The sequence below is a fragment of the Streptomyces sp. NPDC006261 genome (assembly GCF_040613515.1).
In the GTDB taxonomy this organism is placed as follows: Bacteria; Actinomycetota; Actinomycetes; order Streptomycetales; family Streptomycetaceae; genus Streptomyces.
The window spans coordinates 81,151-105,276 of the sequence record NZ_JBEXSI010000021.1 but is presented as its reverse complement, the minus strand read 5'-3'; the positions used below and the strand labels follow the sequence as shown (position 1 = coordinate 105,276).

Genomic DNA, 24,126 nt, shown 5'->3' with positions numbered 1-24,126 from the left:
GGGGCCGGACCAGCCAGGTGCCGGAGAGCATCGGGTCGCGGCCTGCCAGTTCGTTCACCTCCCGCCAGGCCCGGACGGTGTGCGGGGTGATGCGGAGGTACACCCACGTGGAGCGCTTCCGCGGATCCCACCCGAGCTTCGCCCCGTCCGGTCCCTGGGCGCTACGGCTTCTCCAGCCATCCCTCGTACTCCGCGGCGAACTCGTCCAGTGCCGTGGGGTCCAGGCGTCCTGTCGGGTCTTCCACGACCACCAGCCACTGGGCGTCCTCGGCGTCGTCCTCGCCGGCCAGGGCGTCCCGCACGAGCTGGGGTTCCTCGGCGACTCCGAAACGCTCCGCCAGCTCCCCGGCGACCTCCTCCGCGGCGTCGCGGTCGGGCAGCACCAGTACATGTCTCACATCGCTCACCCGGTCATTCTCCGGTACGGGCACCTGTGCCCCGCACCCTGGGGCGGCCGGGCTGTCAGCGGGTCATGGGATGCTGGATCGCGATGGCCACCAGGAAGAATTCCACCGACGATCCGCTCGCCCCCCTCACCGTCGCCGTGGGCCAGGAGGACCTCCTCCTGGACCGTGCGGTGCAGCAGGTGGTGGCGGCGGCCCGCGCTGCCGACGCCGACACGGACGTCCGTGATCTGGCGTCCGATCAGTTGCAGCCCGGCACACTCGCCGAGCTCACCAGCCCCTCGCTCTTCGCCGAGCGCAAGGTCGTGATCGTGCGCAACGCGCAGGACCTCGCGGCCGACACGGTGAAGGACGTCAAGGCCTATCTCGGTTCGCCGGTCGAGGAGATCACGCTCGTCCTGCTGCACGCGGGCGGGGCCAAGGGCAAGGGGCTCCTGGACGCGGCGCGCAAGGCCGGTGCCCGGGAAGTCGCCTGCCCGAAGACCACCAAGCCGGCCGAGCGGCTCTCCTTCGTACGGTCGGAGTTCCGGACCCACGGACGGTCCGCGACGCCGGAGGCGTGCCAGGCGCTGGTCGACTCCATCGGCAGCGATCTGCGGGAGCTGGCCAGTGCGGTGTCCCAGCTGATCGCGGATGTCGAGGGGACGATCGACGAGGCGGTCGTCGGGCGCTACTACACGGGGCGGGCGGAGGCCTCGTCCTTCACCGTCGCCGACCGGGCGGTCGAGGGGCGGGCGGCGGAGGCGCTGGAGGCGCTGCGGTGGTCGCTGTCGACCGGGGTCGCACCCGTCCTGATCACCAGCGCGCTGGCGCAGGGGGTGCGGGCGATCGGGAAGCTGTCCTCCGCGCGGGGCGGGCGGCCGGCCGACCTCGCCCGGGAGCTGGGGATGCCGCCGTGGAAGATCGACCGGGTCCGGCAGCAGATGCGGGGGTGGACGCCGGACGGGGTGGCTCTGGCCCTGCGGGCCGTGGCCGCGGCGGACGCGGGGGTGAAGGGCGGGGGGGACGACCCTGAGTACGCCCTGGAGAAAGCCGTCGTCGCGGTGGCGCGGGCCGCGAGGCCGGGGCGGTAGCCGTTCCCTCCGGGTTCGACGCTGGATGCGGGGCCCCCCGTGTGAGCACCGGTTCCGTCCTCGCACGCCGGACGGGCTGGAAACGCCCGGCGGCCCCGTGCGCCCGGCGGCCCTGTGCGCCCGGCGGCCCCGCACGCACGGAAGCCCCGCACGCACGGAAGCCGCCCATGCACGGCAGCCCCCCACGCCCGGCACGCACGGAAGCCCCGGAGCGCCGATCTGGGGAGATCGGCGCCCGGGGCTTCCGGGTCACACTCTTGGTGCGCCGCACCCGCGTGGCGAACGCAGGTTCGGTGTGCGGCGCGGGGTGCCGGTCAGGGGCGGGAGAGAGGGCCCGTCGAGTCCGTTCCGGCGGTCACATCAGTGAGCTTCGGAAGAAGCTCAGGCCTGCAGGGCGGCAACCTTGGACGCCAGCGCCGACTTCTTGTTGGCGGCGGCGTTCTTGTGGATGACACCCTTCGAGACAGCCTTGTCGAGCTGACGGGAGGCGTCGCGGACGGCCGTGGTGGCCTTCTCGACGTCACCGGCAACGGCGGCCTCGCGGGCCTTGCGGATCGCGGTCTTGAGCGACGACTTGACGGCCTTGTTGCGCAGGCGCGCCTTCTCGTTGGTCTTGTTCCGCTTGATCTGGGACTTGATGTTCGCCACGAATAGAGCCTTTTCAGGTTCGTTGGATCTTCCAGGTGAGCCGCGCCGCTCGTGAGAGCGCACGAGGCACAGCTGTCCACGGTAGCAGTCACCCTCCGACCGGCCCAAACCGGTCGCTGTCCCGCAGGCGTGGGACGATGGAGCCTACGTATCGATCCGACCGACGATCCGACCGACCCGACATCGACCCGAGACACGGCGTTCGGCGTCTCAAGAATCAGGACCCTGCGTGCCCGCGACTCCTTCCAACGTGCCCGAGCCGAGCCGTACCGACCCGGCGCTGATCCGCAATTTCTGCATCATCGCGCATATCGACCACGGCAAGTCGACCCTTGCCGACCGGATGCTTCAGCTGACCGGAGTGGTCGACCAGCGGCAGATGCGTGCTCAGTACCTCGACCGGATGGACATCGAGCGCGAGCGCGGCATCACCATCAAGTCCCAGGCGGTCCGACTGCCGTGGGCGCCCAACACCGGTGAGGACACGGGCACCACCCACATCCTCAACATGATCGACACCCCGGGCCACGTGGACTTCACCTATGAGGTCTCCCGTTCGCTCGCGGCCTGCGAGGGCACGGTCCTGCTGGTCGACGCCGCGCAGGGGATCGAGGCCCAGACGCTGGCCAACCTCTATCTCGCGATGGAGAACGAGCTCACCATCGTCCCGGTGCTCAACAAGATCGATCTGCCCGCCGCGCAGCCGGAGAAGTTCTCCGAGGAGCTGGCCAACCTCATCGGCTGCCAGCCCGAGGACGTGCTCAAGGTCTCCGCCAAGACCGGTGTCGGCGTGGACGCGCTGCTCGACCGGGTCGTCCGCGACGTCCCGCCCCCGATCGGTGTCGCCGACGCCCCCGCCCGCGCGATGATCTTCGACTCGGTCTACGACGCGTACCGCGGCGTCGTGACGTACGTCCGTGTCATCGACGGACAGCTCAACAAGCGCGAGCGCATCCGCATGATGTCGACCGGCGCCACCCACGAGCTGCTGGAGATCGGGGTGTCCTCCCCGGAGATGACCCCGGCCGACGGCATCGGTGTGGGTGAGGTCGGCTACATCATCACCGGTGTGAAGGACGTGCGGCAGTCCAAGGTCGGTGACACGATCACCTCCCTGCACAACGGGGCGACCGAGGCGCTGGGCGGTTACAAGGACCCGAAGCCGATGGTCTTCTCGGGGCTGTATCCGCTGGACGGCTCGGACTACCCGGACCTGCGCGAGGCGCTGGACAAGCTCCAGCTCAACGACGCCGCCCTGGTCTACGAGCCGGAGACCTCCGCCGCGCTCGGCTTCGGCTTCCGCGTCGGCTTCCTCGGCCTGCTCCACCTGGACGTGGTCCGTGAGCGGCTGGAGCGCGAGTTCGGCCTCGACCTGATCGCGACCGCCCCCAACGTGGTCTACCGGGTCGAGATGGAGGACGGCACCGAGCACGTCGTCACCAACCCGAGCGAGTTCCCCGAGGGCAAGATCGACAAGGTGCACGAGCCGGTCGTCCGCGCCACGGTGCTGGCCCCCAGCGAGTTCATCGGCGCGATCATGGAGCTCTGCCAGAACCGGCGCGGCACCCTGCTCGGCATGGACTACCTCTCCGAGGACCGCGTCGAGATCCGCTACACGCTGCCCCTCGCCGAGATCGTCTTCGACTTCTTCGACCAGCTGAAGTCCAAGACCCGCGGTTACGCCTCCCTCGACTACGAGCCCACGGGCGAGCAGTCGGCCCAGCTCGTCAAGGTCGACATCCTGCTCCACGGCGACAAGGTGGACGCGTTCTCCGCTGTCACCCACAAGGACAAGGCGTACGCGTACGGCGTCCGGCTCGTCGCCAAGCTGCAGAAACTCATCCCCCGGCAGAACTTCGAGGTGCCCATCCAGGCAGCCATCGGCGCCCGGGTCATCGCCCGTGAAACGGTCCGCGCCATCCGCAAGGACGTCCTCGCCAAGTGCTACGGCGGTGACATCTCCCGTAAGCGGAAGCTGCTGGAGAAGCAGAAGGAGGGCAAGAAGCGGATGAAGATGGTCGGCAACGTGGAGGTCCCGCAGGACGCCTTCATCTCGGTGCTGTCGACCGACGAGTCCGCCGGGGAGAGCAAGGGCAAGAAGTAGCCCCAGTCCCGCCCCTCCGAGGTGTCCCGCCCGGCCCGTCCGAGGTGTCCCGCCCCGATCCGGGTCGGCGCCGGGCCGACGAGGAGTCCGAAGGGCCCTCACGCCGCAGTAACGTGCGGTGTGAGGGCCCTTTCGTTATGAAAGCGGCGGCCCGTTGCCCCTTACGTGGCGGACGGGTGCGCTCTACTCTGATCACGCATCGATGGTTACTCGCCAGTTAAACAAGCCGAACAAACAGGTTGCGCAGCAGGACAGCAGCAGTAGTCGCAGTATCAAAGAAGCCGGTCGTAGCAATGCCGCAGGCCCGGAGGACGTCGTGAGCGACACACAGACCTTGATCGATAACCGGCCGCCCTCCGTGGCGGTCCTCTTCATCGACCGCGTGGCGGCGACCCCGGACGGGGAGGCATACCGCTACCCGGTGCCGTCGGCCTCGGGCGAGGGTCCCGACGACTGGAAGTCGCTGACCTGGGGCCAGGCAGCCAAGCGGGTCTACGCGATCGCCGCCGGACTGATCGCCCTCGGTGTACAGCCGGAGGAGCGGGTCGCTCTCTCCTCCGCCACCCGGGTCGAGTGGATCCTCATCGACCTCGGCGTGATGTGCGCGGGCGCCGCGACCACCACGGTCTACCCCTCGACGAACGCCGAGGAGTCCGCGTTCATCCTGGGCGACTCCGAGAGCCGCATCCTTATCGCGGAGGACGCAGAGCAGCTGGCCAAGGCCCGCGAGCGCCGCGCCGAACTGCCCGACCTCGCCCATGTCGTGGTCATCGACCCGGCCGGCGTCGAGCCCGCCGAGGGCGACCCCGAGGGCTGGATCATCACCCTCGCCGACCTGGAGGCCCGGGGCGACGAGCTCCTCGCCAAGACCCCGGACGCGGTCACCGAGCGGGTCTCCGCCATCACGGCCGACCAGCTCGCCACCCTCATCTACACCTCCGGCACCACCGGCCGCCCCAAGGGCGTACGGCTGCCGCACGACAACTGGTCGTACATGGCCAAGGCGACCGTCGCGACCGGCCTGATCACAGCCGAGGACGTGCAGTACCTCTGGCTGCCGCTCGCCCACGTCTTCGGCAAGGTCCTCACCTCGGGCCAGATCGAGGTCGGCCACGTCACCGCGATCGACGGCCGCATCGACAAGATCATCGAGAACCTGCCGGTCGTCCAGCCGACCTACATGGCCGCTGTCCCCCGGATCTTCGAGAAGGTCTACAACGGGGTCGCCTCCAAGGCCCGTGCGGGCGGCGGCGCCAAGTACAAGATCTTCCAGTGGGCGGCCGGGGTGGCCCGCGAGTACGCCAAGGTCTCCCAGGACAACTTCCGCCGCACCGGCAAGGCGTCCGTGCCCTTCGCGCTCGGCGCCAAGCACAAGGTCGCCGACGCGCTCGTCTTCTCCAAGATCCGTGACGCCTTCGGCGGCCGGCTGCGCGCCTGCATCTCCGGCTCCGCCGCCCTCGCCCCCGACATCGGCTACTTCTTCGCGGGTGCCGGCGTCCACATCCTGGAGGGCTACGGCCTCACCGAGACCAGCGCCGCCTCCTTCGTCAACCCGGGCGAGGCCTACCGCACCGGCACCGTCGGCAAGCCGCTTCCCGGCACCGAGGTGCGCATCGCGGACGACGGCGAGATCCTGCTGCGCGGCCCCGGCGTCATGCAGGGGTACCACAAGCTGCCCGAGAAGACCGAAGAGGTCCTGGAGTCGGACGGCTGGATCCACACCGGTGACATCGGCGAGCTGTCGGCCGACGGCTACCTGCGCATCACCGACCGCAAGAAGGACCTGATCAAGACGTCGGGCGGCAAGTACGTCGCCCCGGCCGAGGTCGAGGGCCAGTTCAAGGCGGTCTGCCCGTTCGTCTCCAACATCCTGGTGCACGGCGCGGACCGTAACTTCTGCACCGCGCTCATCGCCCTCGACGGCCCCACCATCCTGAACTGGGCCGCTGAGAACGGGCTGGAGGGCAAGGAGTACGCGGACGTGGTCGCCGCGCCGCAGACCGTCGAGCTCATCGACGGGTACGTGCAACGCCTCAACGAGGGGCTGCAGCGCTGGCAGACCATCAAGAAGTTCCGCCTCCTGCCGCGCGACCTGGACGTCGAGCACGGTGAGCTGACCCCGAGCCTCAAGCTGAAGCGGCCGGTCGTCGAGCGGGAGTACCAGGGGCTGATCGACGAGATGTACGCGGGATCGCGCGAGGCGTAGCGCGCGCTGCCCTGATAGACCCTGGCGTTACGCGGGCGGGGAGCCCGGACCCTCATCGGCCCGGGCTCCCCGCCCGCCGCACGTGCCCCGCGCAGTCCCCGCCGGGTGCCCCCCGTGGGCGGCCGCCCGGCTGAGCGGCGGGCCGTGCCCGCACATCGGATCAGGTCGGTGTGCGGATGACCGGGAGGGCCGGGGCAGACGTAGATCCGCAGGCTGTCGGTGCTGCCGGCCTCGACCTGGGCCGGCTGCGAGGGGCATCGGCCGGCGTGGTGGCGGTCGCGTAGGCGGCGTCACGGTCCTCGTACGGCGCCCAGCCGCGTCCCTCTCCGGCACGGAGCGGGAGCGTGGGGATCGCCGCTCTGCCGGGCCCGCGGGCTGTGACCCGGCGCCCTGGTCGGCCGATCGGCCGGTACGTCTCACCGTCGGCCGGCACGTCTCACCGGTCGCCGCGGAAGTGGTCGCGGATCTCGTCACCGCAGTCGTGCGCAACGCCGACGAACCGGTCTCGGGGGAACGCCAGGATGCCGCCATCCCCGCCCTCCTGCTCGGCCTTCTCCCTCAGCAGCTTCTCGATGTGCGCGGTGTACTCGCGGCACTCGGCGCTGACAGGCCTCTCGCGCCGCGGGTCCGGCGCCGAGGTCGCCCTCAGCCCGGCGGTGGCAGCGAGGCCGGCCACGCACAGCGCAGCCCACGCAGCCACCCACGTGCGGCGGCCCGTCCGTATCGGCTTCGGCATTCCGGCATCTTACGAGCGCTGAGCCCACGCCCGACCGCTGTGCACGTCTTGTGTTTCCCGAAGCCCGGCGTTCGAACCCGCTCGATTTTCTGCCCACTTCGGTAACTCCGTGCTTATGGGTGCGTCCGGTCTGTCACTCTGTCGGAGTCATCGGACCCGTAGGAGCCGCACCGTGGCACCCATCCCCTTGCAGCGGGACACCGTGCAGCGTCCCGGCACCGGCCGTGCCGGGACGCCGCACGGCCCGCGCCTGGCCAGCCGCACCAGCCTGCCCGGAATACCGCTCGCCCCGTCCGCCGCCCGCCGGTTCGTGCGGGCGGCGCTCGCGGAGTGGACCGGGCTCGGGGTGCCCGCCGCCGTGGGCTTCAGCGACCGGCTCGCCGACGACGCCGTGACCGTCACCAACGAGCTGGTCACCAACGCCGTCGTGCACGCCGGGACCACGGTCGACCTGGTCCTCCGGCTGGAGGAGGAGGGCGGCGACGAGCCCTCGGCCGCCCTTGTCCTGGAGGTCACCGACCACCACCCGGCCCGCCCGGTGAGCGGCGACGGACCCGGGGCGGATCCCGAACCCGTCGGTACGGTCGCGGGCGACCTCCCCGACCCCGCCGAGTACGGCCGGGGCCTCCAGCTGGTCGCCACCCTCGCCGAGTCCTGGGGCATCACCTACCGCACCGGCCTCAAGACCGTCTGGGCCCGTCTCCCCGTCGACGACTGGAGCGGCCCGCCCGCCCCGCCCGACCAGGACGCCCTCCGGCGCGGCCTGCGCGCCGCCGAGATCCTCGCCCCCGCAGCCCGGCGCACCGAACGCGACGACGCGGTCTGGGACAGCCGGGGCGCCCCCGCCTTCCTCGCCGAGGCGTCCGACCTGCTCGCCGGGCAGCTCGACGAGGACCTGGTGGCCGCCATAGCGGGCCAGCTGCTGGTGCCCCGCCTCGCCGACTGGTGCGCGATCTGGCTGGAGGCCGAGAGCGGGGGACCGGGGGCCGCGCCCCGGCTCGCCCGGGTCTGGCACAGCGACGAGACCGGTACGGAGCCCTTGCGCACCGCCCTGGAGAGCCAGCCCCTCCGCCTCCCGGCCGGCGTCGGCTCGGGCCCCGTCGCCGTCCCCGTGCCCTGGCCGTCCCCCCGAGCAGAGGCGGACGCCCCGCCCCCCGGCCCCGGCGGCCGCGACGGCGCCGCCCTCGCCTTCCGGATCACCGCGGCCGGCCGGGCGCTCGGCACCGTGCTCGTCGGCCGGGAGGGCGTCGCCCAGGTGCCGGAGGCCGTCGCGTCGCTCGTCGAGGACTTCGTACGCCGCCTGGGCCTCGCCGTCGGCGCCGCCCGCGCCTACACCCGGCAGGCCACCATCAGCCGCATCCTCCAGCGCGGCCTGCTCCCCAGCAAGGTCGCGGAGATCCCCGGCGTCACCAGCGCGCTCGTATACGAACCGAGCGACGACGGCGTGGTCGGCGGTGACTTCTACGACATCTTCCCCTGCCCCGGCGACCGCTGGTGCTTCGTCCTCGGCGACGTCCAGGGCTCCGGTCCGGAGGCCGCCGTCGTCACCGGCCTCGCCCGCCCCTGGCTCCGCCTGCTCTCCCGCGAGGGCTTCGGCGTCGGCGAGGTCCTGGACCGGCTCAACCGGCTGCTCCTCGACGACGCCATGGAGGCCGCCGAGGCCGCCGCCCTGATGGTCGCCGCAGCCGGGGGCCAGCAGCTCCACGACGGAGGGCAGTCCCGGTTCCTCTCCCTGCTGTACGGGGAGGTCGTGCCGCTCCCCGGCGGGGGTGTCCGCTGCACGGTGGCCAGCGCGGGCCACCCGCTGCCGCTGCTGCTGCGCCCCGACGGTTCCGTACGCCCGGCGGCCGAGCCGCAGGTGCTGCTGGGGGTCGTCGAGGACGTGGCGTACGAGAGCCAGACCTTCGACCTGGCGCCCGGGGACACCCTGCTCTGCGTCACCGACGGGGTGACCGAGCGGCGGTCGGGGCCGCTGATGTTCGACGACGGGGACGGACTGGCCCGGGTCCTCGCCGGGTGCGCGGGCCTGCCCGCCGAGGCGACGGCCGAGCGGATCAGACGGGCCGTGCACGAGTTCGCCGAGCAGCCGCCGGACGACGACGTGGCCCTGCTCGTTCTCCACGCGGACTGAAACGTTCCCGAGGCGAGCGACAATGGTCGGTATGCCTTCCGTACTGCCCGATGGTGACCCTGTGCCCGACGACGGGGTGCTGCCCCGCCACGCCCTGGAAGGCGCGGCCGCCCGCCCGCTCGGCTTCTACCTGCATGTCCCGTACTGCGCCACCCGCTGCGGCTACTGCGACTTCAACACCTACACCGCCACCGAGCTGCGCGGCTCCGGCGGAGCCCTGGCCTCCCGCGACAACTACGCCGCCCACCTGATCGAGGAGGTCCGCCAGGCCCGCAAGGTCCTCGGCGACGACCCGCGCCCGGTCCGTACGGTCTTCGTCGGCGGCGGCACCCCCACGCTCCTCCCCGCTGCCGATCTCGTGACGATGCTGGCATCGATCAAGGAGGAGTTCGGGCTCGCGGATGACGCGGAGATCACCACCGAGGCGAACCCGGAATCCGTCGACCCGGCCTATCTCTCCGCCCTGCGCGAGGGGGGTTTCAACCGGGTCTCCTTCGGCATGCAGAGCGCCAAGCAGCACGTCCTGAAGATCCTGGACCGCACGCACACCCCCGGCCGCCCCGAGGCCTGCGTCGCCGAGGCCCGGGCGGCGGGCTTCGACCACGTCAACCTCGACCTGATCTACGGCACCCCCGGCGAGTCCGACGACGACTGGCGGACCACCCTGGACGCGGCGATCGGCGCGGGCCCCGACCACATCTCCGCGTACGCGCTCATCGTCGAGGAGGGCACCCAGCTCGCCCGACGCATCCGGCGCGGCGAGATCCCCATGACCGACGACGACGCGCACGCCGACCGCTACCTGATCGCGGACGAGGCCTTCGCCGCCGCCGGATTCGACTGGTACGAGGTCTCCAACTGGGCCACCACCGAGGCCGGCCGCTGCCTCCACAACGAGCTGTACTGGCGCGGCGCCGACTGGTGGGGCGCGGGCCCCGGAGCCCACAGCCACGTCGGCGGGGTCCGCTGGTGGAACGTGAAGCACCCCGGCGCGTACGCCCAGGCGCTCTCCGAGGGCCGCTCACCGGGCGCCGGCCGGGAGATCCTCGCCGAGGAGGACCGCCGGGTGGAGCGCATCCTGCTGGAGCTCCGGCTCCGCGAGGGCTGCCCGCTCTCCCTCCTGAAGCCCGACGGCCTCGCCGCCTCCCGCCGTGCCCTCACCGACGGACTGCTGGAGAGCGGACCCTACGGGGAGGGCCGCGCGGTCCTCACCCTGCGCGGGCGGCTCCTGGCCGACGCGGTGGTGCGGGACCTGGTGGACTGAGACCGCGGGCCCGCCTCACCCGTCACGTCACTCGGGGAGCGTCACGAAGTCGATCAACTCCTCGACCCTCCCCAGCAGCTGCGGTTCCAGGTCCTTGTAGCTGCGGACCTTGGACAGGATGTGCTGCCAGGCCGCCCCGGTGTTCTCCGGCCACCCGAGCGCCCGGCACACCCCGGTCTTCCAGTCCTGGCCGCGCGGCACCACCGGCCACGCCTCGATCCCCACCGACGACGGCTTCACCGCCTCCCACACGTCGATGTACGGGTGGCCCGCCACCAGCACATGCGGGTCCGAGACCTGCGCCGCGATCCGGGACTCCTTGGAGCCGGTCACCAGGTGGTCCACCAGCACGCCGAGCCGGGCGTCCGGCCCCGGGGAGAACTCGCCCACGATGGCCGGGAGGTCGTCGATGCCCTCCAGGTACTCCACCACCACGCCCTCGACGCGCAGGTCGTCGCCCCACACCCGCTCCACCAGTTCCGCGTCGTGCCGGCCCTCCACATAGATCCGCCCCGCTCGTGCCACCCTGGCCCGCGCGCCGGGCACCGCCACCGAACCGGAGGCCGTACGCGAGGGGCGCACGGGACCGCCGGGCCCCGGGCGCACCAGCGTGACCACCTCGCCCTCCAGCAGGAAGGCGCGCGGCTCCATCGGGAAGACCCGGTGCTTGCCGAAGCGGTCCTCCAGGGTCACCGTGGGCCCCTGCGCCGTCTTCTCGCAGCGGATCACCGCCCCGCAGAAACCGGTGGCGACCTCCTCCACGACCAGATCGGGTTCGGCGGGGACCTCGGGCACGGGGGCGGACCTCTTCCACGGCGGGGTCAGGTCCGGCTGATAGCTGCGCATGCGCCGACGATAATCCTCACCCCGCTCCGAAGATCGTCACTCCGCCCGAGAGGCCGATAGCCGCCACTCCCGATCGAGAGCCCGAGAGCCCGATAGCCCGAGACCCCGAGACCCCGAGAACCGTCACCCCACCCCGAACCGCTCCGCCAGCGCCGCCCGCTGCGCCCGGACGAACGCCGCGTCCACCGCCGCCCCGTGCCCCGGTACGTACACCGCGCCCTCGCCGCCCAGCTCAAGGAGCCGGTCCAGGGCGGCCGGCCAGCGCGAGGTGATCGCGTCCCGGCCCGCCTGCGGTTCGCCCGACTCCTCCACCAGGTCCCCGCAGAGCACCACCGCAGGCTCCCCGTCCGTACCCGGGACCAGCACCGCGAGGTCGTGGCCGCTGTGGCCCGGGCCCACGTCGGCCAGCAGCACCTGACGGCCGCCGCCCAGGTCGAGCGTCCGCTCACCGGTCACCTCGTGGTGCGGCACCACCAGCGTGTCCACCGACCGGTGTGCCTCCTCCTCCGGGAGGCCGTGGTGCACGGCCGAGGCGCCCAGCTCGTCCGCCGAGCGCTGCAGCAGCGCGGTGATGCCCACCGCTCCGTACACCTGCGCCCCGGCGAACGCCGCCGTCCCCAGCACATGATCGAAGTGCGGGTGGCTCAGTGCGATATGCGTCACCCTCCGGCCGAGCAGCGCCTCGGCCTGCCTCCGCAGCTCGACGCCCTCGCGGAGGGTCGAGCCGGTGTCGTACAGCAGCACACCGTCGGCCCCGGCGACCAGCGCGGCCGTGGCATCCCAGCCCGGCAGCCGCCGCCGCCCGATACCGTGGCCCAACCGCTCCCAGCCGAAGTCTTCCCAAGAGACGTGCATGGGGCGACGCTATCGGCAACGTCCCGCACCGCTCGGCGGCGGCGTGGCCGGTCGCCCTTGCCCCCGCCCCACCTCACCCCCTTACACTGACCGGTGGGTAGCTGGCACTCGTACGCTCCGAGTGCCAGACGGATACCGGAGTGAAGACACCGGGGAACGACAGCTGGAGGTGTGCGCCATGCTCAGCGAACGCAGACTCGAAGTGCTGCGCGCCATCGTCCAGGACTACGTCGGCACCGAGGAGCCCGTCGGCTCCAAGGCGCTCACGGAGCGGCACCGGCTGGGGGTCTCCCCGGCCACCGTCCGCAACGACATGGCGGTGCTGGAGGACGAGGGATTCATCGCGCAGCCGCACACGAGCGCAGGGCGCATCCCCACCGACAAGGGGTACCGCCTCTTCGTCGACAAGCTCGCCGGCGTCAAGCCGCTCTCCTCGCCCGAGCGCCGGGCCATCCAGAACTTCCTCGACGGCGCGGTCGACCTCGACGACGTGGTCGGCCGGACCGTACGGCTGCTCGCGCAGCTGACCCGGCAGGTCGCGGTCGTGCAGTACCCCTCGCTCACCCGCTCGACGGTGCGGCACGTGGAACTGCTATCGCTCGCCCCCGCCCGGCTGATGCTCGTCCTGATCACGGACACCGGCCGGGTCGAACAGCGTATGATCGACTGCCCCGCGCCCTTCGGCGAGGCAACGCTCGCGGATCTGCGGGCCCGGCTCAACAGCCGGGTCGTCGGACGCCGCTTCGCGGATGTCCCCCGGCTGGTGCGGGAGCTGCCGGAATCCTTCGACAGCGAGGACCGCGGAACGGTTTCCACGGTCCTTTCCACCCTCCTCGAAACCCTGGTCGAGGAGACTGAGGAGCGGCTGATGATCGGCGGCACCTCCAACCTCACCCGCTTCGGGCACGACTTCCCTGTGATGATCCGGCCGGTGCTGGAAGCACTGGAGGAGCAGGTCGTCCTGCTGAAGCTGCTCGGTGAGGCCACGGACTCAGCCATGACCGTACGGATCGGGCACGAGAACGCCCACGAGGGCCTCACGTCCACGTCCGTCGTCGCGGTCGGCTACGGTTCGGGCGACGAGGCAGTCGCCAAACTCGGCGTGGTCGGACCGACCCGCATGGACTACCCCGGAACGATGGGAGCGGTACGCGCAGTGGCACGTTACGTCGGACAGATCCTGGCGGAGTCGTAAGTGGCCACGGACTACTACGCCGTACTCGGCGTGCGCCGCGACGCATCTCAGGACGAGATCAAGAAGGCATTCCGTCGGCTCGCACGCGAGCTGCACCCGGATGTCAACCCCGATCCGAAGACCCAGGAGCGGTTCAAGGAGATCAACGCCGCTTACGAGGTGCTCTCGGACCCGCAGAAGAAGCAGGTCTACGACCTCGGCGGCGACCCGCTCTCCGCCAACGGCGGGGGCGGCGGTGCGGGCGGTTTCGGAGCCGGTGGCTTCGGCAACTTCTCGGACATCATGGACGCGTTCTTCGGAACGGCCTCGCAGCGCGGGCCACGCTCGCGCACCCGCCGGGGCCAGGACGCCATGATCCGGCTGGAGATCGACCTCTCCGAGGCGGCCTTCGGCACCACCAAGGACATCCAGGTCGACACGGCGGTCGTCTGCAACACCTGCAGCGGCGAGGGCGCGGCCCCCGGCACCTCCGCCCAGACCTGCGACATGTGCCGCGGCCGCGGAGAGGTCTCGCAGGTCACCCGGTCCTTCCTGGGCCAGGTCATGACCTCGCGGCCCTGCCCGCAGTGCCAGGGCTTCGGTACGGTCGTGCCCACCCCGTGCCCGGAGTGTGCCGGCGACGGCCGTATCCGCTCGCGCCGCACGCTCACCGTCAAGATCCCCGCGGGCGTCGACAACGGCACCCGCATCCAGCTCGCCGGTGAGGGCGAGGTCGGCCCCGGCGGCGGCCCGCCCGGCGACCTGTACGTCGAGATCCACGAGCTGCCGCACTCCGTCTTCCAGCGGCGCGGCGACGATCTCCACTGCACGGTCACGATCCCGATGACCGCGGCCGCCCTCGGCACCAAGTGTCCGCTGGAGACCCTGGACGGCGTCGAGGAGATCGACATCCGGCCCGGCACCCAGTCCGGCCAGTCCGTACCGCTGCACGGGCGGGGCATCACCCACCTGCGCGGCGGCGGCCGGGGCGACCTGATCGTGCACGTCGAGGTGACGACCCCGTCCAAGCTCGACGCGGAACAGGAGAGGCTGCTGCGGGAGTTCTCCAAGCTGCGCGGCGAGGAGCGGCCCCTGGGTCAGTTCCAGCCAGGTCAGCAGGGGCTCTTCTCCCGGCTGAAGGACGCCTTCAACGGCCGCTGAAGTGTTTTCCGCCTTTCACCGCACCGCCCACCGGTTACCGACCGGTGGGCGGTGCGGCGTTCGGCGGGAGAACCGGTCACGTCACTCGCTGGCTGATTCGGCCCTGTGCGGAGGACATGGCACGATGCGGTCATGTCCTCCGCGTTGACCGATCTCTGCCGGTATCCGATCGTGCAGGCCCCCATGGCGGGCGGCGCTTCCGGACCCCAGCTCGCCGCGGCCGTCGCCGACGCGGGCGGGCTCGGGTTCCTCGCCGCCGGGTACAAGACGGCGGACGGCGTGTACAACGAGATCAAACAGCTGCGCCGGCTCACCGGCGGCCCGTTCGGCGTCAACCTCTTCATGCCGCAGCCCGCGCTCGCCGACCCCAGCGCCGTCGAGGTCTACCGCCACCAGCTGGCCGGTGAGGCCGCCTGGTACGAGACCCCGCTCGGCGATCCCGACAGCAGCGGCGACGACGGTTACGAGGCAAAGGTCGCCATCCTGCTGGAGGACCCCGTCCCGGCGGTCTCCTTCACCTTCGGCTGCCCCACCCGCGACACGCTGGACGCCTTCGCCAAGGCGGGGACGTACACCATCGTGACGGTCACCTCCGCCGAGGAGGCCCAGACGGCCCAGTGGGCGGGCGCCGACGCCGTCTGCGTCCAGGGCGTCGAGGCGGGCGGCCACCAGTCCACCCACCGTGACGACCCGCAGGCCGACCACACCGGCACCGGGCTGCTCACCCTGGTCACCCAGGTCCGCGAGACGGTGCAGATCCCGGTCATCGCCGCGGGCGGCCTGATGCGCGGCTCGCAGATCGCCGCCGTCCTCGCCGCCGGCGCCGACGCCGCCCAGCTCGGCACCGCCTTCCTGGTCTGCCCCGAGTCCGGCGCCCACCTGCTCCACAAGCAGGCCCTGACCAACCCGCTCTTCGTCCGCACCGAGCTGACCCGCGCCTTCTCCGGCCGGCCCGCGCGCGGCCTGGTCAACCGGTTCGTCCGCGAACACGGCCCGTACGCCCCCGCCGCCTACCCCCAGGTCCACTACCTGACCACCGGGCTGCGCCAGGCCGCTGCGAAGGCCGGGGATGCCCAGGGCATGGCCCTGTGGGCGGGGCAGGGCCACCGCATGGCCCGCGAACTGCCCGTCGGCGAGCTGATCGAACTGCTCGCCGCCGAACTGGAGGCCGCCCGGGCGGCCCTGAGTATGAGGAGCCCCCGGTGACGGCACCGGTCTTCGTCGTCGAGCGGATGCCCACCGGGCCGGAGTTCGTCCTGGACGGCCCCGAGGGACGGCACGCCGTCTCCGTGAAGCGGCTCAACCCCGGCGAGGAGCTCGTCCTCACCGACGGCCTCGGCCACTGGGCGGACGGCACCGTCCGGGCCACCGAGGGCAAGGACCGCCTCATGGTCACGATCGACGCGCCCGTCCAGGAGGAGCCGGAGCCCGCGCCCCGGATCACCGTCGTCCAGGCGCTCCCGAAGGGCGACCGGGGCGAACTGGCCGTCGAGACCATGACCGAGACCGGCGTCGACGCGATCGTGCCCTGGCAGGCCGCCCGCTGCATCACCCAGTGGAAGGGCGAGCGGGGAGCCAAGGCACTGACGAAATGGCGCGGTACGGCACGGGAGGCGGGCAAGCAGTCCCGTCGGGTGCGCTTCCCCGAGGTGACGGAGGCCATGACGACCAAGCAGGTCGCCGCCCTGCTGGCCGGAGCCGACCTCGCCGGGGTCCTGCACGAGGACCGCGACCACGACAGCACCCCCCTCGCCACCGCCGAACTCCCCGCAGCCGGCACGATCGTGCTCGTCGTCGGCCCCGAGGGCGGCGTCTCCCCGCAGGAACTGGCCGCCTTCGCCGACGCGGGCGCCCGCCCCTACCGGCTGGGCCGCACCGTGCTGCGTACGTCCACGGCGGGGACGGCCGCGACCGCGCTGCTGCTGGCACGCACCGGGCGCTGGGGGTGACCTCGAGCCGGACGGCCCCCGTCCGCGCGGGCTCCGGCGATAGCATGCCGGTGTAACTGATCACCAGCGAACGAGGAGGCCCGGCACCATGGCGGGAGAGCCGCAGACCGACTGCCTGTTCTGCAAGATCGTCTCGGGAGACATCCCGGCGACCATCGTCCGCGAGAGCGACACGACCGTCGCCTTCCGCGACATCAACCCGCAGGCCCCGACCCACGTCCTGGTCATCCCCAAGGCCCACTACCCGGACGCCGCCTCGCTGGCCGCCGCCGAACCGCAGATCGCCGCCGACGTGCTGTGCGAGGCCGGAGCGGTCGCCGCCGACGAGAAGGTGGACGGCACCGGCTACCGGATCATCCTCAACACCGGCTCCGGCGCCGGCCAGACCGTCTTCCACGCGCACGCCCACGTCCTGGGAGGCCGCGGCCTCCAGTGGCCGCCCGGATAGCCCTTCCCGTACAGCAGCACAGCAGGAGCGTTTCCCCATGTCCGTACGCGAGCTGGTGGTGCTCGGCACCGCCAGCCAGGTCCCCACCCGGCACCGCAACCACAACGGCTATCTGCTGCGCTGGGACGGCGAAGGCATCCTCTTCGATCCCGGCGAGGGCACCCAGCGCCAGATGCTGCGGGCCGGGGTCGCCGCACACGACATCGACCGCCTCTGCGTCACCCACTTCCACGGCGACCACTCCCTCGGGCTCGCCGGGGTCATCCAGCGCATCAACCTGGACCAGGTGCCGCACCCCGTCACCGCCCACTACCCGGCGAGCGGGCAGCACTTCTTCGACCGGCTGCGGTACGCCACCGCCTACCGCGAGACCGTCCAGCTGACCGAATCCCCGGTCGCCGGAACCGGCGGGGTCCTCGCCACCACGGCCTCGTACACCCTGGACAGCCACCGGCTCTCGCACCCCGTCGAGTCCTACGGCTACCGCCTCACCGAGCCCGACACCCGCCGCATGCTGCCCGCCCTCCTCAAGGAGCACGGCATCAGCGGCCCGGATGTCGGCCGCCTCCAGCGCGAGGGCGTCCTCGGCGGCGTCACCCTGGAGCAGGTATCCGAGCACCGGCGGGGACAGCGCTTCGCGTTCGTCATGGACACCCGGCTCTGCGACGGCGTCCACGCGCTCGCCGAGGGCTGCGACATGCTCGTCATCGAGTCGACCTTCCTCGACGAGGACGAGAAGCTCGCCACCGACCACGGCCACCTCACCGCCGGACAGGCTGCCCGGGTGGCGAAGGAGTCAGGCGTACGCCACCTCGTGCTGACCCACTTCTCGCAGCGCTACAGCGACTCCGAACTCTTCGAGTCCCAGGCCCGCGCGGCCGGGTTCGACGGCGAACTCACCGTCGCGCAGGACCTGATCCGGGTCCCGCTGCCTCCCCGTCACCATCACTGAACCCGCCAGCACCACCGTTTGCGAGACACCGTGCACCTCCCCAAGGCAGAACTCCACCTCCACATCGAAGGCACCCTCGAACCCGAGCTCGCCTTCGCCCTCGCCGAACGCAACGGGGTGACCCTGCCGTACGCCACCACCGAAGAGCTGCGCAGGGCCTACCGGTTCGAGGACCTCCAGTCCTTCCTGGACCTCTACTACGCGCTGATGGCCGTGCTGCGGACGGAGGAGGACTTCACTGAACTCGCCGACGCCTACCTCGCCCGCGCCGCCGCCCAGGGCGTCCGGCACGCCGAGATCTTCTTCGACCCGCAGGCCCACACCGCCCGCGGTGTCCCGATCGGCACGGTCATCGAGGGACTGAGCCGGGCGCTGGAGCGCAGCGAGGAGACCCACGGCATCTCCACCCAGCTCATCCTGTGTTTTCTGCGCGACCTCTCCGCCGAAGCCGCCCTCGGCACCCTTGACGCGGCCCGCCCCTACCTCCACCGGATCAGCGCCGTCGGCCTGGACTCCGCCGAGGTCGGCCACCCGCCCGCCAAGTTCCGAGCGGTGTACGAGGCGGCCACGGCGCTCGGGCTGCGCAAGGTGGCCCACGCGGGGGAGGAGGGGCCGCCGGAGTACATCAGGGAGGCCCTGGACGTCCTCGGCGTCGAGCGCGTCGACCACGGGCTGCGCTGTATGGAGGACCCGGAGCTGGTGGCGCGGCTGGTCGCGGACCGGGTACCGCTGACACTGTGCCCGCTCTCCAACGTGACGCTGCGCACGGTCGACACGCTGAAGGACCACCCGCTGCCGCAGATGATGGCAGCGGGGCTCCTCTGCACGGTCAACTCCGACGACCCCGCCTACTTCGGCGGGTACGCCGGGGACAACTTCGACGCCGTACGGGACGCACTCGCTTTGGATCCGGAGCAGCTGCGCACCCTGGCCCGCAACTCCTTCGAGGCGGCCTTCCTCGACCACGACGAGGAGCGCAGGGCGCGCTACCTGTCCGAGGTCGAGGCGTACGCGTTCGACTGACCGGTCCCGCCGTCCGGACCGGCCGTCCGGATCGCGCTGCGCACCAGCCGCCTGCGCCGTACGCGGAGTTCGGTGACAGCCTGCTCCGGTGAGCCGAGCTTCGGCACGGCACCGGAGAGGCTGCCGGTGGTGGCGGCCAGAAGGGCGGCCGGGGCGCCGCCGCGGCGGCGGACCGAGCCGGGCACCAGCGGCCGGCCACCGGTGTGCAAAGCCACAGCGGTCACCGGCGCGGCGACCAGCAGTGTGGCCGCGCCCAGGATCAGCCCCATCGTCGGATATCCGGCCTCCTCGGAGAGCACGCTCCCCAGCAGCGGTCCGCACGCCACGCCCACGGAGGAGGCCGAGCCCGCCAGGACCGCCCAGCGACCGCGTACGTCGAGTGAGGCGGCCAGGCCGATCAGGTAGGAGAGGACCACCGGGTAGACGGTGTTCCACAGGATCTCGCCGGTCGCGAACGAGCCCAGGCCGCGGGCCGAGGAGCTGACCACGATGCTCCCCGCGATCACCACGGTTCCCAGCCCGATCGGCACCGCCCGGCCCACCCGCGCGCCGAGCACCCCGGCGCCCACGACGCCCAGCAGACCCGCGCCGAGGGCGGCGGCGAACACCGCGCCGACGGTCACCTCGGTCAGCCCCGCCTGGACCACGCCGATGCGGCTGCTGACGCCCCACAGCGCGTTCTGCGCCATGGACCAGACGAGCATGCCGCCCGCCAGGACGAGACCGGAGCGGCGGTGCTGCAGGCGGCCGACGATCCGGGAGGCGGACTCCTCGGGGGCCGTCGGGCCGTCCAGCCGGGTGGTCGCGGGCCAGACGAGCAGGGCGACCAGGGCGATCGCGGCGAACGGGAGGCGGTGGCCGCCGCCGAGGTGGGGGATCGTCAGGTAGAGGGCGCCCGCGGTCGCCGACACCGTGAGCAGCCCGAGCGAGGACGTCCGGTGCGGGTCGCGCTGCGCGGCGATCCCGGCCGCCGCGACCGCCGTCGCCGCCCCCGAGCCGAAGCCGCCGACCACCACGGAGAGCACCACCAGCGGCACGGACCCGGCCAGCGCCGCGCAGCCGTACCCCACGGCGGCCAGCACCAGACCGACCCGGGCCGGGGTACGGGACCCGTGCCGCTCGACCCGGCCCGCCAGGGCGAACCCGGCACTCGCCGAGCTCAGCAGCAGGGCACTGCCGACCAGGCCCGCCTGCGCGGGAGCCAGCCCGAGGTGGACGCTGAGGCGGCCGACGATGGTGGGGAGCAGATAGGAGGCGAGGTAGCCGGCGGTGAAGACGGCGACCAGGGGCCACGCGGCGCGGCGCGAGGACATGGGCGTTCCTGAAGACATGCCTGAGCAGGCAGGGGGGAGGGGGAGGCAACGCGGGGCGCGCCCGAGAAGGGCAGCGCGAAGCAAGCAGGGGACTGCGAAAATACGGGGAGGTACGGCGAGATACGCGGGATACGGCGAGATACGGGGAAGTGCGGCTCTCGTCGGACAACGTCCCCGAAGGTGCTCGCGGGGCAATTTGTATCAAGCGCTCCCGGTCGCCCGGAAGTCGCCCCGCCGTGATCTGGGTCACTTATGCGTTTATGCGCTCAGAAGTGGGGTATCAGCGCATCTTTGTGCAGGTCAGGACGGGCACGTCGGCCCTGTCCTCATCGGCGGGGAGGCCCCGCCCCTGGCCCTGTATCGGGCAGACTGGCCGGATCTCACACTGTCCAGATCTGCCGCACGGCCGGGGGAGCACACGGTGAGCACCGACACTGCAGGGATCGACCCGCTGCTGGCGCTGCGCGCCCCGCAGGACCCCGCCTGCGACGTCTTCCTGACGGGCACGGTCTTCCTCGACATCATCTTCACCGGCCTCGACAGCGCCCCCGTGCGCGGCACCGAGTCCTGGGCCCGCGGCATGGGCTCCAGCCCCGGCGGCGTCGCCAACATGGCCACCGCGCTCGCCCGGCTCGGCCTGCACACCTCCCTCGCCGCCGCCTTCGGCGACGACCACTACGGCGAGTACTGCTGGGACGCCCTCGAACAGGGCGAGGGCATCGACCTGTCGATGTCGCACACCGTCCCCGGCTGGCACTCCCCGGTCACGGTCTCCATGGCGTACGAGGGCGAGCGCACGATGGTCTCCCACGGTCACGAGGCGCCGGCGCCCGCGACCTCCGCCGTCCCGGGCCGGACAGGCGGCCCCACCACCGTCCCGAACCCCGCCTTCCCCCAGTGCCCCCCGCGCGCCCGCGCCGCGATCGCCTCGCTCGTCCCCGGCCGCAGTGAACCCTGGGTGGCCACGGCTGCCCGGCACGGCGCGCTGATCTTCGCCGACGTCGGCTGGGACGAGACCGGCCGCTGGGACCTGGACGCGCTGCCCGACCTGGCGCACTGCGAGGCGTTCCTGCCCAACGCCGAGGAGGCGATGCGCTACACCCGCACCGACTGTCCGCGCGCCGCCGCCCACGCGCTGGCCGAACGCGTCCCGCTCGCCGTGGTCACCCTGGGCGCCGAGGGCGCGTACGCCGTCGAAGCCCGCACCGGCGCCGCCGCCCAGGTGCCCGCCATCGAGGTGGAGGCGCTCGACCCGACCGGCGCCGGGGACGTCTTCGTGGCCGGGTTCGTCACCGGCACCCTCGCCGACTGGCCGCTCGCCGACCGCCTCGCCTTCGCCGGGCTGACCGCCGCCCTCTCGGTCCAGGAGTTCGGCGGCTCGCTCTCCGCACCCGGCTGGGCCGAGATCGCCGCCTGGTGGCAGCGGATCCGCACCTGCGAGAGCCAGGACCCCACCGCCCTGCGGCGGTACGCGTTCCTGGAGGAGCTGCTCCCCACCACGGCCCGTACCTGGCCGCTGCGGCGCGCGGTACCCACGATCGGCTTCCGGCAGTGAGCGCGACGCGTCGCACACACGGCCGGTAAAACCCCTCGGTGTTGTCCCTGCCAGGTCGTAGGCTGGGTAATCCAGAGGTTGTCGAGCAGCGAGAACCCTGCAACGGGAGGTATGCGCAGGCCCGAGGGCCGGCCCATGACTCAGACACCCACACAGCCGCAGGCGCGTGCCCAGATCCGGATCCCGGCCGCACACCCCATGGTGATGCTCCTCGGATCGGGTGACTCGCTGTTGCGCGTGATCGAAGAGGCCTTCCCGGCGGCCGACATCCATGTCCGGGGCAACGAGATCAGTGCCACGGGCGGGGCGGCCGACGTCGCCCTCATCCAGCGCCTGTTCGACGAGATGATGCTCGTGCTCCGCACCGGAGCGCCGATGACGGAGGACGCAGTGGAACGGTCGATCGCCATGCTCAGGGCGGCCGGCACCGGCGAGGGAGACCCCCAGGGCGAGACACCCGCCGAGGTGCTCACCCAGAACATCCTCTCCAACCGCGGCCGCACCATCCGCCCCAAGACGCTCAACCAGAAGCGGTACGTCGACGCGATCGACGATCACACGATCGTCTTCGGGATCGGCCCGGCGGGCACCGGCAAGACCTATCTGGCCATGGCCAAGGCGGTCCAGGCGCTCCAGGCCAAGCAGGTCAGCCGCATCATCCTGACCCGCCCCGCCGTCGAGGCGGGGGAGCGGCTCGGCTTCCTGCCGGGCACGCTCTTCGACAAGATCGACCCGTATCTGCGCCCGCTCTACGACGCCCTGCACGACATGCTGGACCCCGACTCGATCCCGCGCCTCATGGCGGCGGGCACGATCGAGGTGGCGCCGCTGGCGTACATGCGCGGCCGGGCGCAACCGGTCTTCACCAACGTGCTGACGCCCGACGGCTGGCGGCCCATCGGCAGCCTCGAGGTGGGTGACCTCGTCATCGGCTCCAACGGCGAGCCGACCCCGGTCCTCGGCGTCTACCCCCAGGGCGAGAAGGACATCTACCGCGTCAGCGCCCAGGACGGTTCCTGGACGCTGTGCTGCGGCGAGCACCTGTGGACGGTCCGGACGGCGTCCGACCGTGGCCGGGACAAGCCCTGGCGGGTCCTGGAGACCAAGGAGATGATCGGCAACCTCCGAGCGGCGCATGCGCGCCGTTACGAGCTGCCGATGCTGACCGCGCCCGTCAGCTTCCCCGAGCGCGAGGTCCCGATGGACCCGTACGCACTGGGTCTGCTGCTGGGTGACGGCTGCCTAACCGGTTCCACCGCCCCGTCGTTCGCCACTGCGGACCGGGAGCTTGCCGAGGCCCTGAGAGGAGCACTCACCGGCGTCACGCTGCGCCACGAGGCCGGGCCGGACCATGTGCTGAACCGGACCAAGGCGCCGGGCGATGTGATGACACCGGAGAACCCTGTCACCGCGATCCTGCGCCAGCTGGACCTTCTCGGGAGCCGGTCCCACGCGAAGTTCGTTCCGGACGCCTATCTGCACAACTCCGCCGAGGTCCGCCTCGGCGTGCTCCAAGGCCTCCTCGACGCCGACGGCGGTCCGGTCACGCAGTCGGACCGCACCTGCCGTATCCAGTACTCGACCGCCTCGATCGTCCTCCGCGACGACGTGATCGCACTGGTGCGGTCGCTCGGTGGAGTCGCCTGCACGCGCCGCCGGCCGGCGGCGGGCCGGGTGCCCGGACCTGCCAAGGGGCGGCCGGTCCGCCACCGCCACGACGCCCACATCGTCGACATCCGCCTCCCCGAGGGCATCGAGCCCTTCCGGCTCGCCCGCAAGGCTGAGAAGTACCGGGCGGCCGGCGGCGGAGGCCGCCCGATGCGATTCATCGACAGCATCGAACCGGCCGGGCGTGAAGAGGCCGTCTGCATCCAGGTGGCGGCGGAGGACTCGCTGTACGTCACTCAGGACTACCTGCTGACGCACAACACGCTCAATGACGCGTTCATCATCCTCGACGAGGCGCAGAACACCAGCGCCGAGCAGATGAAGATGTTCCTCACCCGCCTCGGCTTCGACTCCAAGATCGTCATCACCGGTGACGTCACCCAGGTCGACCTGCCGAGCGGGACCAGGAGCGGGCTGCGCCAGGTCCAGGACATCCTGGAGGGCCTGGACGACGTGCACTTCTCGCGCCTCACCTCCCAGGATGTCGTCCGGCACAAGCTCGTCGGCCGTATCGTCGACGCGTACGAGAAGTACGACAGCCGAAACGGTCAGCAGGACGGTCAGGCGGAAGGCCGTGAAGACGGCCGACGCGACCGCCGTAAAGGGAAGTAGCCGC

Annotated in this window: 20 protein-coding genes and 1 pseudogene; 14 read left to right on the top strand and 7 right to left on the bottom strand. The window is 71.8% G+C overall.

Features of this window, described 5'->3' with window-relative positions; genetic code table 11:
• Positions 1-7: 7 nt before the first annotated feature.
• Both ABZ154_RS16380 and ABZ154_RS16375 read right to left on the bottom strand, forming a co-directional pair.
• Positions 8-142 (bottom strand): annotated as a pseudogene (locus tag ABZ154_RS16380) (pyridoxamine 5'-phosphate oxidase); the annotation flags it as partial.
• A 19-nt stretch (positions 143-161) separates the two neighbouring features.
• The gene (locus tag ABZ154_RS16375; RefSeq protein ID WP_356833084.1) at positions 162-407 is read right to left on the bottom strand and encodes a hypothetical protein; all 246 of its coding nucleotides are present in this window, start codon (positions 405-407) and stop codon (positions 162-164) included.
• A gap of 83 nt (positions 408-490) precedes the next feature.
• On the opposite strand from ABZ154_RS16375, the gene holA reads away from it, so the two are divergent.
• Positions 491-1,477, top strand: coding sequence for a DNA polymerase III subunit delta (gene holA / locus ABZ154_RS16370; RefSeq protein ID WP_356833082.1), 987 nt, complete (start codon positions 491-493; stop codon positions 1,475-1,477).
• Positions 1,478-1,858: 381 nt separating this feature from the next.
• On the opposite strand, the gene rpsT is transcribed toward holA, so the two are convergent.
• Positions 1,859-2,125, bottom strand: a complete 267-nt coding sequence (gene rpsT / locus ABZ154_RS16365; RefSeq protein ID WP_018961227.1) for a 30S ribosomal protein S20 — start codon at positions 2,123-2,125, stop codon at positions 1,859-1,861.
• 229 nt (positions 2,126-2,354) lie between these two features.
• Here rpsT and lepA point away from each other — a divergent pair, with 229 nt between their 5' ends.
• Together lepA and ABZ154_RS16355 are read left to right on the top strand one after the other, a co-directional pair.
• Positions 2,355-4,229: a translation elongation factor 4 gene (lepA, locus tag ABZ154_RS16360; RefSeq protein WP_356833080.1), complete on the top strand. Its 1,875-nt coding sequence runs from the start codon at positions 2,355-2,357 to the stop codon at positions 4,227-4,229.
• Positions 4,230-4,545: 316 nt separating this feature from the next.
• Positions 4,546-6,435 (top strand): AMP-dependent synthetase/ligase, encoded by a 1,890-nt coding sequence (locus ABZ154_RS16355; protein WP_356833078.1) that lies wholly within the window; start codon positions 4,546-4,548, stop codon positions 6,433-6,435.
• Positions 6,436-6,871: 436 nt separating this feature from the next.
• On the opposite strand, the gene ABZ154_RS16350 is transcribed toward ABZ154_RS16355, so the two are convergent.
• On the bottom strand, positions 6,872-7,171 hold the full coding sequence (locus ABZ154_RS16350; protein WP_356833076.1) for a hypothetical protein: 300 nt from the start codon (positions 7,169-7,171) through the stop codon (positions 6,872-6,874).
• A gap of 172 nt (positions 7,172-7,343) precedes the next feature.
• Between ABZ154_RS16350 and ABZ154_RS16345 the strand changes: the two genes are divergently transcribed.
• Positions 7,344-9,302 carry an ATP-binding SpoIIE family protein phosphatase gene (locus ABZ154_RS16345; RefSeq protein WP_356833074.1) on the top strand — a complete coding sequence of 653 codons (1,959 nt, stop codon included), beginning with the start codon at positions 7,344-7,346 and terminating at the stop codon, positions 9,300-9,302.
• Between the two features lie 22 nt (positions 9,303-9,324).
• Positions 9,325-10,566 carry a radical SAM family heme chaperone HemW gene (gene hemW, locus ABZ154_RS16340; protein WP_356833072.1) on the top strand — a complete coding sequence of 414 codons (1,242 nt, stop codon included), beginning with the start codon at positions 9,325-9,327 and terminating at the stop codon, positions 10,564-10,566.
• A gap of 27 nt (positions 10,567-10,593) precedes the next feature.
• Here hemW and ABZ154_RS16335 read toward each other — a convergent pair whose 3' ends face one another.
• Entirely contained in the window at positions 10,594-11,412 is an 819-nt protein-coding gene (locus ABZ154_RS16335; protein WP_356833070.1) for a DUF3097 domain-containing protein, read from the bottom strand.
• A 123-nt stretch (positions 11,413-11,535) separates the two neighbouring features.
• Positions 11,536-12,267 (bottom strand): MBL fold metallo-hydrolase, encoded by a 732-nt coding sequence (locus ABZ154_RS16330; RefSeq protein ID WP_356833068.1) that lies wholly within the window; start codon positions 12,265-12,267, stop codon positions 11,536-11,538.
• 178 nt (positions 12,268-12,445) lie between these two features.
• Here ABZ154_RS16330 and hrcA point away from each other — a divergent pair, with 178 nt between their 5' ends.
• From hrcA to ABZ154_RS16295, 7 genes are all read left to right on the top strand, one after another.
• Positions 12,446-13,462, top strand: a complete 1,017-nt coding sequence (gene hrcA, locus ABZ154_RS16325) for a heat-inducible transcriptional repressor HrcA (RefSeq protein WP_356833066.1) — start codon at positions 12,446-12,448, stop codon at positions 13,460-13,462.
• Positions 13,463-14,602, top strand: a complete 1,140-nt coding sequence (dnaJ, locus tag ABZ154_RS16320; protein WP_356833064.1) for a molecular chaperone DnaJ — start codon at positions 13,463-13,465, stop codon at positions 14,600-14,602.
• 132 nt (positions 14,603-14,734) lie between these two features.
• On the top strand, positions 14,735-15,808 hold the full coding sequence (locus ABZ154_RS16315; protein ID WP_356833062.1) for a nitronate monooxygenase: 1,074 nt from the start codon (positions 14,735-14,737) through the stop codon (positions 15,806-15,808).
• The gene (locus ABZ154_RS16310; protein WP_356833060.1) at positions 15,805-16,551 is read left to right on the top strand and encodes a 16S rRNA (uracil(1498)-N(3))-methyltransferase; all 747 of its coding nucleotides are present in this window, start codon (positions 15,805-15,807) and stop codon (positions 16,549-16,551) included. The genes ABZ154_RS16315 and ABZ154_RS16310 overlap by 4 nt, the downstream gene beginning before the upstream one ends.
• An 88-nt stretch (positions 16,552-16,639) precedes the next feature.
• Positions 16,640-16,999: a histidine triad nucleotide-binding protein gene (locus tag ABZ154_RS16305; protein ID WP_356833058.1), complete on the top strand. Its 360-nt coding sequence runs from the start codon at positions 16,640-16,642 to the stop codon at positions 16,997-16,999.
• Between the two features lie 37 nt (positions 17,000-17,036).
• Entirely contained in the window at positions 17,037-17,951 is a 915-nt protein-coding gene (locus tag ABZ154_RS16300) for a ribonuclease Z (protein WP_356833056.1), read from the top strand.
• 30 nt (positions 17,952-17,981) lie between these two features.
• Positions 17,982-18,974 carry an adenosine deaminase gene (locus ABZ154_RS16295; protein WP_356833100.1) on the top strand — a complete coding sequence of 331 codons (993 nt, stop codon included), beginning with the start codon at positions 17,982-17,984 and terminating at the stop codon, positions 18,972-18,974.
• Here the strand turns inward: ABZ154_RS16295 and ABZ154_RS16290 are convergent.
• On the bottom strand, positions 18,938-20,287 hold the full coding sequence (locus tag ABZ154_RS16290; protein ID WP_356833054.1) for an MFS transporter: 1,350 nt from the start codon (positions 20,285-20,287) through the stop codon (positions 18,938-18,940). The two genes, ABZ154_RS16295 and ABZ154_RS16290, sit on opposite strands and share 37 nt — an antisense overlap.
• 421 nt (positions 20,288-20,708) lie before the next feature.
• On the opposite strand from ABZ154_RS16290, the gene ABZ154_RS16285 reads away from it, so the two are divergent.
• On the top strand, positions 20,709-21,842 hold the full coding sequence (locus ABZ154_RS16285; RefSeq protein ID WP_356833052.1) for a PfkB family carbohydrate kinase: 1,134 nt from the start codon (positions 20,709-20,711) through the stop codon (positions 21,840-21,842).
• Between the two features lie 135 nt (positions 21,843-21,977).
• Positions 21,978-24,122, top strand: coding sequence for a PhoH family protein (locus tag ABZ154_RS16280; RefSeq protein WP_356833050.1), 2,145 nt, complete (start codon positions 21,978-21,980; stop codon positions 24,120-24,122).
• The last annotated feature ends 4 nt before the right edge of the window (positions 24,123-24,126 follow it).